A 12,330-nucleotide genomic window follows, 5' to 3' on the forward strand; every position below is an offset into this window, starting at 1 on the left:
GGCGCCTTTCTCCTGTGCGGTTTCGCGACTCAGCGGGGCGTCACGCGGGGGAGACCCGTCAGAACTTGTTGCGGGGCGTGATCCCCAGGGACATGCCGGACAGACCGCGCTGGCGGTCGCCGAGCTTGGTGGCGATCGCGCGCAGCGCCGCGCCGGCCGGGGAGTCAGGGTCCGTCAGGACGACCGGCTTGCCCTCGTCGCCGCCCTCGCGGAGCCGTACGTCGATCGGGATCGAGCCCAGCACCGGTACTGTCGCGCCGGTCGTCCTGGTCAGGCCCTCCGCGACGCTCTGACCGCCGCCGGTGCCGAAGACGTCGACCATCTCGTCGCAGTGCGGGCAGGGCAGCCCCGACATGTTCTCGACGACGCCCACGATCTTCTGGTGCGTCTGCACCGCGATGGACCCGGCACGCTCCGCGACCTCGGCCGCGGCCTGCTGCGGGGTGGTGACGACGAGGATCTCCGCGTTCGGGACGAGCTGCGCGACGGAGATCGCGATGTCGCCCGTGCCCGGCGGGAGGTCGAGCAGCAGCACGTCCAGGTCGCCCCAGTACACGTCGGCGAGGAACTGCTGCAGCGCCCGGTGGAGCATCGGACCGCGCCACACCACGGGCGTGTTGCCCGGGGTGAACATGCCGATGGAGATCACCTTCACGCCGTGCGCCGACGGCGGCATGATCATGTTCTCGACCTGGGTGGGACGGCCGTCCGCACCCAGCATGCGCGGCACGCTGTGGCCGTAGATGTCCGCGTCGACGACGCCGACCTTGAGGCCGTCGGCCGCCATGGCCGCCGCCAGGTTCACGGTCACCGACGACTTGCCGACACCGCCCTTGCCGGACGCCACCGCGTAGACCCGCGTCAGCGAACCCGGCTTGGCGAACGGCACCTCGCGTTCCGCCGTGGTGCCCCGCAGCGACGCGGCGAGATCCTTCCGCTGCTCGTCGCTCATCACGTCCAGCGTGACGTCGACGTGGGAGACGCCCTCGACGCGCGAGACCGCCTCCGAGACGTTCCTGGTGATCGTTTCTCGCATGGGACAGCCGGAGACGGTGAGGAACACCGTGACGGCGACCGTGCCGTCGTCCCCGATGTCCACCGACTTGACCATGCCCAGTTCGGTGATCGGTCGGTTGATCTCGGGGTCGTTCACCGTCGCCAGTGCCTCAAGCACCGCGTCTTCCGTAGCCATACGGGAATGGTACGGCGCTGCCTCCCGCCACCGGGAAGCCCGTCAGCGGTCGTCTTCGTCACTCCGGCCGGACTGCTCGTACGTGACGGCGGCCCGCTGCTCCTCCAGCTCCCGCGCCAGGTCCTGGAGCTCCGAGCGGATCCAGTCCCGGGTCGCGACCTCGCCGAGGCCCATCCGGAGCGCCGCGATCTCACGGGTCAGATACTCCGTGTCCGCGATCGACCGCTCGTTCTGCTTCCGGTCCTGCTCCAGATTGACCCGGTCACGGTCGTCCTGCCGGTTCTGCGCCAGCAGGATCAGCGGCGCCGCGTACGAGGCCTGGAGCGACAGCGCGAAGGTCAGAAAGATGAACGGGTACTCGTCGAACCGCAGGTCCGGGGGCGCGGTGACGTTCCACCCCACCCACGTGATGATCGTCATCGTCATCCAGACCAGGAAGCGGCCCGTCCCCAGGAACCGGGCGATCTGCTCCGAGAACCGCCCGAAGGCCTCCGGGTCGTACTCGGGCAGCAGGCTCCGGCGCGGCGGCCGCGGCAGGTCGAGCCGCACCCGGGTCCGCGGCGCGGCGCTCGCCCCGGCCGGCATGCGTTCCCGCTCGCTCCGGTCGGGCAGGCCGGGGTCCCGCCCGCTAACCATGCGCGGGGTCCTCGAACTCGGTCTCGCGCCAGTCGTCCGGCAGCAGGTGGTCCAGTACGTCGTCGACGGTCACGACCCCGAGCAGCGACCCGCTCTCGTCCACGACCGGCGCCGCCACCATGTTGTACGCGGCGAGGTGCTGGGTGACCGACCTCAGCGGGGCGTCCGGCGGCAGCGGTGGCAGATCGCTGTCCACGATCGAGCTGACCAGCGTGAACGGCGGGTCGCGCAGCAGCCGCTGGAAGTGCACCGTGCCCAGGTACTTGCCGGTCGGCGTCTCGTCGGGCGGCCGGCACACGTACACCTGCGCGGCGAGGGCGGGGGATAGGTCCTGCTGGCGCACCCGGGCGAGCGCGTCGGCCACCGTCGAGTCGGGACGCAGCACGATCGGCTCGGTCGTCATCAGCCCGCCCGCCGTGCGTTCCTCGTACGCCAGCAGCCGCCTGACGTCCGCCGCGTCGTCGGGCCGCATCAGGGCCAGCAGCCGCTCCTTGTCCGCCTCCGGCAGCTCGGACAGCAGGTCGGCGGCGTCGTCCGGGTCCATGGCCTCCAGGACGTCGGCGGCCCGTTCCTCCTTGAGCTTGCCGAGGATCTCCACCTGGTCGTCGTCGGGGAGCTCCTCCAGCACATCGGCGAGCCGGTCGTCGTCGAGGGCCGCGGCCACCTCGGCGCGCCGCTTCGGCGAGAGATGGTGCAGCACATTGGCGAGGTCGGCCGGCCGCAGCTGCTCGAAGGTGGCGAGCAGGCTCTCGGCGCCCTGCCCGTGCTCCTCGAGCGAGAAGCCGGTGACGGCGGACCACTCCAGGGTCAGCGTCTCTCCCTTGCGGCGCAGCGCCCCGCCCTTGCCCTTGCGCACGAAGACCTTGTCGATCTCCCAGTCGCGGCGGGCGGGCAGCTGTTGGATCGCCACATCGAGAACGGTGACCTCCTCGCCGCTCTCCACCAGGCGGACCCGGCGGTCCAGCAGTTCGCCCAGCACCAGCCGCTCGGTGGGCCGCTGCTCGAAGCGGCGCACGTTGAGCACGCCGGTCGTGATGACCTGTCCCGACTCGATGCCGGTCACCCGCGTCATCGGGAGGAAGATCCGGCGGCGGCTGATGACCTCGACCACCAGGCCCAGCAGCCGCGGCGGACGCCGCCCCACGCGCAGCATCGCGACCAGGTCCCGCACCCGGCCGACCTGATCGCCGTTGGGGTCGAACACAGGCACGCCCGCGAGGTGCGAGACGAAGACCCGAGGAGCGCCCGCCGCCATGCTCGCCCCTCTCTTATGCCCGGAAATACTGGCTTTCGATGGGTTCAGGCTAGCCGGTACCGATCCGGCCCGCCCCCGGCTGACGTCCGTACGGCTGCCTGCGTAACGGTGCACCCCACACGGGTACGCTGCGGTCTGCCATCCCCCCAAAGATGAGAGGCAGAGCGCTCGTGACTCCCCTCCCTCCGGCCGGCCGAGTGCGCCGGGCCGCGCTCTCTGCGGTGCTCTGCGCCGGACTGGCCGTGGCGCTCACGGCGTGCGCAGAAGACCCGGACGCGGGGACCAACGGGATCGGGAAACTCACGGCGGAGGAGATCGAGACCAAGGCGCGGGCGGCAGCCGACGCCGCGAACTCCGTACGCCTCTCCGGCACGCTGGTCAGCAAGGGGGGCACCTACAAGCTGGACATGCGGCTCAAGCAGGACGGCGGCACCGGCTCCCTCACCTCGGAGGAGAACGCCTTCGAACTGCTGCGGATCGGCGACACCCTCTTCCTGAAGGCCGACGCCGGTTTCTGGAGCCACGCGGACGGCGACGGGGACAAGGAGCCGGCCAAGTCCGACCTGGACGCGGCGAAGAAGCTGGCGGACAAGTACGTGAAGGTGCCGAAGGGCGACCCCTCCTACAAGCAGTTCCGCGGCTTCACCGACATGGACGTGCTGCTCGACGGGCTGCTCGGTATGCAGGGCGAGTTCACCAAGGGCGACCGGACCCGCGTCGGCGGGGTGCGCACCATCAAGGTGAAGGCGGGCGAGGGCGGCCGGGGCGGTGTCCTCGACGTGTCGCTGGAGGGCAAGCCGTATCCGCTGCAGTTCCGGCGGGCCGGGGGCGCGGGAGTGCTCACCCTGGCGGACTGGGACAAGGACTTCCCGCTGGCCGAGCCCGCGGAGGGCGAGACGGTGGACTACGGGAAGCAGCTCCCCAAGACGTCCGACTCGGACTCCGGCTCTGGCTCGGACTCCGACGACTGACGCCGCTGTCAGTGGTGCGGTGCAGGATGTGGGTCATGGAACCTTCGAAGACCGTTCAGCTGCTCTGGGACCGCATGCAGGACCGGGACTGGGCAGGCGTCGGCGAACTGCTGGCGGCCGATGTGGTCGTGGAGTGGCCGGTCAGCGGTGAGCGCATCCTCGGCCGCGAGAACTATGTGCGCATCAACGCGGAGTACCCGGAGGGATGGTCGATCGACGTCCTGCGCATCGTGGCGTCCGGAAACGACGTCGTCTCCGAGGTCGAGGTCCCGCACGACACGATGGGCGTCCACCGGGTGGTGTCCTTCTGGACCGTTCACGACGGCCGGATCACCGGCGGCCGCGAATACTGGACGGAGCTCGGCGCGGACCCCTCCCCTGCGTGGCGGGCTCCGTACGTCGAGCGGATCTGAGACCGGGGGGTCAGCCCTCCTCGACCACGTCGAGGACCTTCGTCTCCGGCGTACCGATCAGCGCGGGCGCCTTCTCCCGCGACGGCCAGACGTTCGCGACCAGGGCGTCGCGGAACTTCTCGGCCTCCCCGGCCGTGTCGAAGTCCAGGTCGACGACGACGTACTTCGGATTGTCGACGGGCTGCTGGATGCGGTAGCCGCGTACGCCGCCCTGGCGACGGAAGTCGGCGAACCGGTCGAACGCGGACTTCCATGTCTCCATGTCGGTGATCGCGTGCTCGATGTGGAGCGTCACCATGGTGCTCTCCTTGGGCCGGAGGGGCTTGCGCTTCCATGGTCGCGGCAGCGCCGCATCCCGGCGCGCGGAAGGCTCACGGCGGACGTGTTCCCCTACCCGCCCCCTTCTCGTGACCGGGGGGCGCTGCCCCCCGGACCTCCGCGCCTCAAGCGCCGGCGAGGCTGAGTGAGGCCACCGCGCGGAGCGCGGTACCGGGCCCGGGCGAAGCCCGGCCGCGCAGCGGCACCCCCGCCCGCACCCCCGTCAGCCGCGCCGCCCCCGCCGCTTCAGCAGAAGCCGCGGCAGCGCCGCCGGCGCCGGCCGCCGGGTGGTCGCGACGGTCGGCAGGGGCGCGGCCGCCAGCGAACCGTCCGGCAGCTCCGTGGAGACATTCCGCGGCTCGAGCCGGAGCACGCGGCACTCACGCGCCCAGCGCTCCGTCATCTGCTCGGCGTCCGGCGCGTTCAGCCGCTTGCCCTTCAGTTCGGCGACGGCGGCGTGCCACTCCTCGGAGTGCGGGACCAGCTCGGCCACGCGGGCCGACCAGGCCACCAGCCGACCGCCCTTGTCCTTGCTCCGGACCGTGACCTCCGCGTCCCCGCCGTCGGCGAGACCCGGCAGCGGCTGTTCGCCGGGGCCGTCGCCGACGATGTGCGCGGCGCCCTCGTGCCACACGTGCCACAGGGCGCGCGTGGGGCCGTCGCCGCGGACCCAGACGAGGCCGGACTTCTTGGTGGCCTCCTCGACGAGCGCCCGGTCGAGCAGATGCGATGTCATGCGCTCAGCCTATCGACCGGCTCCCGCCACCGGCCTACAGCCAGCCGTTGCGCTTGAGCGTGCGGTGGATCGCGAAACAGACCACGGCGATCCCGGTGAGCACCAGCGGGTAGCCGTACTTCCACTGGAGTTCCGGCATGTGCTCGAAGTTCATGCCGTAGATCCCGCAGACCGCCGTGGGGACGGCGATGATCGCCGCCCAGGAGGTGATCTTGCGCATGTCCTCGTTCTGGGCGACCGTCGCCTGGGCCAGATTGGCCTGGAGGATGGAGTTCAGCAGCTCGTCGAAGCCGATGACCTCCTCCTGCACGCGGGCGAGGTGGTCGGCGACGTCGCGGAAGTACTTCTGGATGTCCGGGTCGACCAGCCGCATCGGCCGCTCGCTCAGCAGCTGCATCGGCCGCAGCAGCGGGGAGACGGCCCGCTTGAACTCCAGCACCTCGCGCTTGAGTTGGTAGATCCGCCCGGCGTCGCCGCCGCGGGTGCTGCCCTTGGCGGGTGCGGAGAAGACCTCGATCTCGACCTCGTCGATGTCGTCCTGCACGGCCTCCGCGACCGCGATGTAACCGTCGACGACATGGTCCGCGATGGCGTGCAGCACCGCCGAGGGGCCCTTGGCGAGCAGTTCGGCGTCCTTCTGCAGGCCGTGCCGCAGCGCACGCAGCGAGCCCTTGCCGCCGTGCCGCACCGTGATGACGAAGTCCCGGCCGGTGAAGCACATCACCTCGCCGGTCTCCACGACCTCGCTGGTCGCGGTCAGTTCGGCGTGCTCCACGTAGTGGATCGTCTTGAAGACCGTGAACAGCGTGTCGTCGTAGCGCTCCAGCTTCGGCCGCTGGTGGGCGTGGACCGCGTCCTCGACGGCCAGCGGGTGCAGCCCGAACTCGGCGGCGATGCCCGCGAATTCGGCCTCCGTCGGCTCGTGCAGCCCGATCCAGGCGAAGCCGCCGCCCTCACGCACCCGCAGCATCGCCTCGTGCGGGGTGAGGCAGACGGTGCTCTCGAGGCGACGGCCGTCGCGGTAGACGGCGCAGTCGACGACCGCGCTGGACGCCGAGGGGTCACGGGTCGTGTCGTAGCCGCTGTAGGGGGTGCTGCTCTTGCGCAGCGAGGGGCGGACCGCTGCGCGCAGGTCACGGATCATCGACATGGCTGGCTCCTTCACGGAGAGGCCGTCGGCGGTGGCGTGGCACAGCCCGGAATGGGGACGTGAGGCGTACGTCCGCAAAGCGGGCGGCACCGCGGGGACGCGGTGACGGCGTTCGCTACAGACAGGCAAAAACGAAGTGCTGGCGCTCTTCCGTCATGCGAAATGCCGTAGGGCCCCGTGCGGGAGAAGTCCTCAGCTCACCGGATCCGGCTCGTCGGGTCAGGACCGTCGAGAGGAAGGGTGCCGTGCGGAAGAGCTGCCGGTACTGCACGATCGACTTCGATCCACCGCAGCCTCACCTCCTCCGGCCGGTCCCCCGTGAGGGACGACGTGTCGTCAGGACTTGAAGGCATCACTTCTGTGTGCCGTCCCGACCAGCGGCCAAGCCTATCAGCCGACTACGGGTCAATCCCTGTGTTTGCCCGTTCCTTACGCGACCTATGCTCGCCACATGGAAGATGTTCTCGCTCTCGTCGAAGCCCGGCTGCGCAGCGCACTTGGCGAACCGGACGCACGCGCCGCGGTGACGTTCCTCGGTACCGACCGTATCGAGGTCCTGCGCTTCCAGGGCCGGGACAGCGGCAAGGACATCGTGCGATACGCCACTCTCGGCATGTCCGCGCACCCGATGGCCGACCCCACCGCGACCCTTGCCGACCCCGTGAAGGGGCCCCGCGCCGAGCTGGTGCTCACCGTGCGGGCCGGCCTCGCGGACACCGACAAGGTGCTGCGCCCGCTCGCCGTGCTGGCCGCCTCGCCGCAGGTCGAGGGCGTGATCGTGGCGCCGGGCGCCTCGCTCGACGTGGGGGAGCCGCTCTGGCCGTCGGCGCCCTTCAGCTCGGTGCTGGTCGCGGAGCCGGGCGGTCTGGTCGAGGATCTCGAACTGGACGAACCCATGGACCCGGTGCGCTTTTTGCCGCTGCTGCCCATGACGTCGAACGAGGCGGCGTGGAAGCGGGTGCACGGCGCGGCGGAGCTCCAGGAGCGCTGGCTGACGCACGGCACGGACCTCCGCGATCCGCTGCGCAGGTCCGTGACCCTGGACTGAGGCCGGCCGGCGGGCCGCAGCACCCTCGCATGACGGGCCTTCAGCACCGGGTCGCATCACCTGGGAGGCGCCGATAAATGCACCGCGCATCTACCACTTCCAGGGCCAGGGCGCGCTCCGGACGGGTGATCGTCCTTGACGCGGGGTCGGCCGGAGAGGACCGTTGGTCCTTATGAGGGGCGAACCCAGTTGCCCGAAGTGCGGTGGCCGGGTGAGGGCGCCCGGTCTCTTCGCCGATTCCTGGCAGTGTGGTGTGCACGGTGCTGTGCACCCTCTCCAGCCGGTGATCCCGCCCAGTGTCGAGGCCCTCGGTGTCGTGGTGCACCGCGCTCAGGTCCCGGTGTGGATGCCCTGGCCACTGCCGGTCGGCTGGCTGTTCACGGGTGTCGCCTACGCGGGCGACGACCGCAGCGGCGGCCGTGCCACCGCGGTGGCGTGCTCCGGTCCGGGGCCGCTCGGCGGCATCGGCGAGCTGGTGCTGATCGCCGAGGAGCTCGGCGTCGGGCTCGGATCGCGGTACGCCGGGATCGACGGACCCGACCCGGGACCGCACATCGAGGTCGCCAAGCCGCCGCAGGCCAAGGTCCTGGCGGCCGGCCGGCCCACCCCGCTGTGGCACGTCAGCGGCTCGCCCGACGACCGCGCGGTGTTCGCGGGCGAGGCGCGCGGGCTGTGGCTGTGGGCCGTCGTCTGGCCGGAGCAGTCCGGGCTGCTGATGTACGACGAGCTGGTCCTCACCGACCTGCGGGACGCGGGGGCGGAGGTCGAACTGCTGCCGTGCGGGGCGCTGTCGCCGCGGCTCCTGTCGTAGCGGAGGCGCCGTGCCGCCCTCCGCCGCCGCGGCAGGGCGGCCGGAGGGTGCTTGCGCGGCAGTTATCCTGAGGTGTCCCCTGCCCACCCCCGAGCCCCGGAGTCACGCGTCGTGCGCATCGATCTGCACACCCACTCCACGGCCTCGGACGGTACGGACACTCCGGCGGAGCTCGTACGGAACGCGGCCGCGGCCGGTCTGGACGTCGTCGCGCTCACCGACCACGACACCACCCGGGGCCATGCCGAGGCGGCCGCCGCCGTCCCCGAGGGCGTGACCCTCGTCACCGGCGCCGAACTCTCCTGCCGCCTCGACGGCGTGGGCGTGCACATGCTCGCATACCTGTTCGACGCGGAGGAGCCCGAGCTGCTGCGCGAGCGCGAGCTCGTCCGCGACGACCGGGTGCCGCGCGCCCGGGCCATGGTGGGCAAGCTGCAGGGACTCGGCGTGCCCGTCGAGTGGGAGCAGGTCGCCCGTATCGCCGGGGACGGCTCCGTCGGCCGGCCCCACATCGCGGAGGCCCTCGTCGCACTCGGCGTGGTGCCCTCCGTCTCCGACGCCTTCACCCCCGAGTGGCTCGCTGACGGCGGCCGGGCGTACGTCGAGAAGCACGAGCTCGACCCCTTCACCGCCGTCCGTCTGGTCAAGGCCGCCGGCGGGGTCACCGTCCTCGCCCATCCGTTCGCCGTGAAGCGCGGCCGGGTGGTGCCCGAGGCGGCCGTCGCCGAGCTGGCCGCCTGCGGCCTCGACGGCATCGAGGTCGACCACATGGACCACGACGAGCCGACGCGCGCCCGGCTGCGCGCCCTCGCCGCGGAGCTCGGGCTGCTGACGACCGGTTCGAGCGACTACCACGGCAGCCGCAAGACCTGCCGGCTCGGCGAGTACACCACCGACCCGGAGATCTACGGCGAGATCACCCGCCGCGCCACGGGCGCGTTCCCGGTGCCGGGCACGGGCGGAGTCCGTCCGTAACCCTCGCCCGTCCACCGCGTACCACTCTCTTCCCGCAAGGTCCCCACTGTGTTCGACGCTGCCGTTTTCGGCTCTCTGTTCCTGACCCTTTTCGTCATCATGGATCCCCCCGGGATCACGCCGATCTTCCTGGCCCTGACCTCCGGCCGCGCCACCAAGGTGCAGCGGCGGATGGCCTGGCAGGCGGTGGCCGTCGCCTTCGGTGTGATCACCGTCTTCGGCATCCTCGGTCAGCAGATCCTCGACTATCTGCATGTCTCCGTGCCCGCGCTGATGATCGCCGGCGGGCTGCTCCTGCTGCTGATCGCCCTTGATCTGCTCACGGGCAAGACGGACGAGCCCCAGCAGACCAAGGACGTCAATGTGGCGCTGGTGCCGCTGGGCATGCCGCTGCTGGCGGGGCCCGGTGCGATCGTCTCCGTGATCCTCGCCGTGCAGCACGCGGACGGTGCCGGGGAGCAGATCTCGGTGTGGGCGGCGATCGTGGCCATGCACGCCGTGCTCTGGCTGACGATGCGCTACTCGCTGGTGATCATCCGCGTGATCAAGGACGGCGGAGTGGTCCTGGTGACCAGGCTCGCGGGCATGATGCTCTCCGCGATCGCCGTGCAGCAGATCATCAACGGCGTCACCCAGGTGATCCAGGGCGCGTGAGCCACGCCCCCCGCGGACAACGCGCCCCCGTACGGATCGTCCGTACGGGGGCGTCACACGCCGGGAACTCGCAAGCGTTATGAAGCAGTGGTGGAGTCGGCGGGCCGGATGTAGATGCGCTGGCCGGTGTTGGCGGCGTGCTGCACGATCCGGTTGACGGAGGCGGCATCCACGACCGTACTGTCCACGGCGCTGCCGTTGACGTCGTCCAGTCGCATGATTTCGAAGCGCAAGGCTTCTCCCTTCGTCGTGATCCTCCTGCAGGAGAACTGTGTGGCAGACGGGTGTCCCCCGTCCTGGTACCTACGGGTACAACGAGATGTAGCTTGCAAACATTCCCTACGCTAAGGAAATTTTTCGAATGCCTAAGTACTGGCGAGTAGCGCTCGGGCCACGGACAATGAGCCGCGTATGAACGACGACGCCGAGATCAGCGACATCGCGACCCGCCTGGAGCGCACCAATGAGCTCCTGCAGCGGATGCTCGCCGAGGTCGCGAAGACCCCTTCCACCCATGCCATCTTCGTCGACGCCGGTTACGTCTATGCTGCGGCCGGGTTGCTGGTGGCGGGCACCGAGGACCGGCGCTCCTTCGACCTGGACGCGGAGGGCCTGATCGAGGCGTTCATCGACAAGGCGCGGACGATCTTCGCCGACAGCCGGCTGCTGCGGGTGTACTGGTACGACGGCGCCAGGCGCCGTATCCACACCCCCGAGCAGCAGTCCGTCGCCGAACTCCCCGACGTCAAGGTGCGGCTCGGCAACCTGAACGCCAACAACCAGCAGAAGGGCGTCGACTCCCTGATCCGCACCGACCTGGAGTCCCTCGCCCGGCACCGTGCCATCAGCGACGCGGCGCTCGTCGGCGGCGACGAGGACCTGGTCTCCGCGGTCGAGGCCGCCCAGGGCTACGGCGCCCGGGTCCATCTCTGGGGCATCGAGGCCGGCGAGGGGCGCAACCAGGCGGAGCCGCTGCTGTGGGAGGTCGACAGCCAGCGCACCTTCGACCTGGACTTCTGCCGCCCGTACATCACCCGCAGGCCCGTCACGACCTACGAGAACGAGGGCACCCCGCCGCCCTCGCGCGACGAGGTGCGCTTCGTCGGCGCGCAGATCGCCGCGACCTGGCTGGTGGAGCGGGGGCGCGCCGAGATGGCCGAACTGCTGCCCGGCCACCCGTATCTGCCAGGCCCCGTCGACCAGGACCTGCTCATCGAGGCCGAACGGCGGCTCCAGCGCTCACTGCGCGGATACGCGGTGCTCAGGCGGGCGCTGCGGGACGGGTTCTGGCAGCACCTGCAGGGTCAGTTCTGAGCCCAGAAGTCCACGAGCGCGGTGGCCGTCTCCAGAGGACGGTCCGTGTTCGGTGAGTGCTCCGCCCCGCGGATCACCGTCCGGTGCGCGTCCAGCCGCCGGGCCATGTCGTCCAGCAGCGGCACGGGCCAGGTGTCGTCACGCTCGCCCGACAGCACATGCTTGGGAAGCGGCCGTACGGCGGCCAGCTCCGCGACCCGGTCCGGCTCTGTCGTCAGCTGACGGCCCGTCGCGAGCAGTTGGGCCGGACTGTGGCGCAGCCACCGGCGCCGCAGGTCCTCACGGCCCTCGGTGGCCTCCTCCGCCGCGTCCTCCGGGGCGTCGAAGGCCAGGATCGCCTGCCACACCTGCTCCAGCGACATCACGGTGAGCGCGTCGCTCAGCAGCTTCACCCGCTGCTGCTGGGCGGGACTGATCTGCGCGGGGCCCGAGGACATCAGTGTCAGTGTCGCGAACGGGGCGGCGTCGAGGAGCACGGCGGCCCGGGCGATCTGGCCGCCCAGTGAATGCCCCACGAGGTGCAGCGGCCCGCCGTCGCCGCCGAGCGCGGCAGCCTGCGCCAGGACGTCCTTCGCCAACCCTTCCTGGTCGTACGCGGCTTGGTCCGCCGGGCCGTCGGTCTCGTACTGCCCGCGTCCGTCGACGGCGACCACGCGGTAGCCGGCCGCCGACACCGGCTCGAGCAGCGCGATGAAGTCCTCCTTGCTGCCCGTGTATCCGGGCAGCATCAGCGCGGTGCCGCGGCTGTCTCCTGCCGCCGGCCGCGCGTCGAGCACGGCGAACTCGCCGCGCGACGTCGACAGCGCGCGGGAGACGGCGCAGGGGGGCGGGACGAAGGTGGGAGGCCGGCTCATGCG

General features: G+C 70.9%; 15 protein-coding genes. 7 read left to right on the top strand and 8 right to left on the bottom strand.

Features of this window, described 5'->3' with window-relative positions; translation table 11 throughout:
• Nucleotides 1-58 precede the first annotated feature (58 nt).
• From ACWD01_RS06630 to ACWD01_RS06640, 3 genes are read right to left on the bottom strand one after another with little or no spacing between them, the layout of a single operon-like run.
• Nucleotides 59-1,192, bottom strand: coding sequence for an Mrp/NBP35 family ATP-binding protein (locus ACWD01_RS06630; protein WP_451158756.1), 1,134 nt, complete (start codon nt 1,190-1,192; stop codon nt 59-61).
• A gap of 42 nt (nt 1,193-1,234) precedes the next feature.
• The gene (locus tag ACWD01_RS06635; protein WP_451158758.1) at nt 1,235-1,828 is read right to left on the bottom strand and encodes a DUF1003 domain-containing protein; all 594 of its coding nucleotides are present in this window, start codon (nt 1,826-1,828) and stop codon (nt 1,235-1,237) included.
• Entirely contained in the window at nt 1,821-3,083 is a 1,263-nt protein-coding gene (locus ACWD01_RS06640; RefSeq protein ID WP_451158760.1) for a magnesium transporter MgtE N-terminal domain-containing protein, read from the bottom strand. The genes ACWD01_RS06635 and ACWD01_RS06640 overlap by 8 nt, the downstream gene beginning before the upstream one ends.
• Nucleotides 3,084-3,253: 170 nt before the next feature.
• Here ACWD01_RS06640 and ACWD01_RS06645 point away from each other — a divergent pair, with 170 nt between their 5' ends.
• Both ACWD01_RS06645 and ACWD01_RS06650 read left to right on the top strand, forming a co-directional pair.
• Nucleotides 3,254-4,054, top strand: coding sequence for a hypothetical protein (locus ACWD01_RS06645; RefSeq protein ID WP_451158762.1), 801 nt, complete (start codon nt 3,254-3,256; stop codon nt 4,052-4,054).
• A gap of 35 nt (nt 4,055-4,089) precedes the next feature.
• Nucleotides 4,090-4,467 (top strand): nuclear transport factor 2 family protein, encoded by a 378-nt coding sequence (locus tag ACWD01_RS06650; protein WP_451158764.1) that lies wholly within the window; start codon nt 4,090-4,092, stop codon nt 4,465-4,467.
• A gap of 10 nt (nt 4,468-4,477) precedes the next feature.
• Here ACWD01_RS06650 and ACWD01_RS06655 read toward each other — a convergent pair whose 3' ends face one another.
• The 3 genes from ACWD01_RS06655 to ACWD01_RS06665 all read right to left on the bottom strand — a co-directional run bounded on the left by ACWD01_RS06655 (nt 4,478) and on the right by ACWD01_RS06665 (nt 6,671).
• On the bottom strand, nt 4,478-4,765 hold the full coding sequence (locus ACWD01_RS06655; RefSeq protein ID WP_356892379.1) for a hypothetical protein: 288 nt from the start codon (nt 4,763-4,765) through the stop codon (nt 4,478-4,480).
• A gap of 243 nt (nt 4,766-5,008) precedes the next feature.
• The gene (locus tag ACWD01_RS06660; protein ID WP_451158766.1) at nt 5,009-5,521 is read right to left on the bottom strand and encodes a hypothetical protein; all 513 of its coding nucleotides are present in this window, start codon (nt 5,519-5,521) and stop codon (nt 5,009-5,011) included.
• Between the two features lie 34 nt (nt 5,522-5,555).
• Nucleotides 5,556-6,671, bottom strand: coding sequence for a magnesium and cobalt transport protein CorA (locus tag ACWD01_RS06665; RefSeq protein WP_451158768.1), 1,116 nt, complete (start codon nt 6,669-6,671; stop codon nt 5,556-5,558).
• Nucleotides 6,672-7,122: 451 nt separating this feature from the next.
• On the opposite strand from ACWD01_RS06665, the gene ACWD01_RS06670 reads away from it, so the two are divergent.
• The 4 genes from ACWD01_RS06670 to ACWD01_RS06685 all read left to right on the top strand — a co-directional run bounded on the left by ACWD01_RS06670 (nt 7,123) and on the right by ACWD01_RS06685 (nt 10,159).
• Complete coding sequence (locus ACWD01_RS06670) at nt 7,123-7,719, top strand: suppressor of fused domain protein (RefSeq protein ID WP_451158770.1); 597 nt, start codon at nt 7,123-7,125, stop codon at nt 7,717-7,719.
• 172 nt (nt 7,720-7,891) lie between these two features.
• Nucleotides 7,892-8,530, top strand: coding sequence for a DUF6758 family protein (locus tag ACWD01_RS06675; RefSeq protein WP_451158772.1), 639 nt, complete (start codon nt 7,892-7,894; stop codon nt 8,528-8,530).
• Nucleotides 8,531-8,641: 111 nt separating this feature from the next.
• Nucleotides 8,642-9,505 carry a PHP domain-containing protein gene (locus ACWD01_RS06680; protein ID WP_451158774.1) on the top strand — a complete coding sequence of 288 codons (864 nt, stop codon included), beginning with the start codon at nt 8,642-8,644 and terminating at the stop codon, nt 9,503-9,505.
• A gap of 48 nt (nt 9,506-9,553) precedes the next feature.
• Nucleotides 9,554-10,159, top strand: coding sequence for a MarC family protein (locus ACWD01_RS06685; protein ID WP_451158776.1), 606 nt, complete (start codon nt 9,554-9,556; stop codon nt 10,157-10,159).
• 77 nt (nt 10,160-10,236) lie between these two features.
• On the opposite strand, the gene ACWD01_RS06690 is transcribed toward ACWD01_RS06685, so the two are convergent.
• Entirely contained in the window at nt 10,237-10,392 is a 156-nt protein-coding gene (locus ACWD01_RS06690; RefSeq protein WP_356892365.1) for a hypothetical protein, read from the bottom strand.
• A gap of 178 nt (nt 10,393-10,570) precedes the next feature.
• Between ACWD01_RS06690 and ACWD01_RS06695 the strand changes: the two genes are divergently transcribed.
• Nucleotides 10,571-11,473: an NYN domain-containing protein gene (locus ACWD01_RS06695; RefSeq protein ID WP_451158778.1), complete on the top strand. Its 903-nt coding sequence runs from the start codon at nt 10,571-10,573 to the stop codon at nt 11,471-11,473.
• On the opposite strand, the gene ACWD01_RS06700 is transcribed toward ACWD01_RS06695, so the two are convergent.
• On the bottom strand, nt 11,464-12,327 hold the full coding sequence (locus ACWD01_RS06700) for an alpha/beta fold hydrolase (protein ID WP_451158780.1): 864 nt from the start codon (nt 12,325-12,327) through the stop codon (nt 11,464-11,466). The genes ACWD01_RS06695 and ACWD01_RS06700 overlap by 10 nt on opposite strands.
• Between the last annotated feature and the right edge of the window lie 3 nt (nt 12,328-12,330).

This window comes from Streptomyces sp. NPDC002835 (assembly GCF_053591995.1).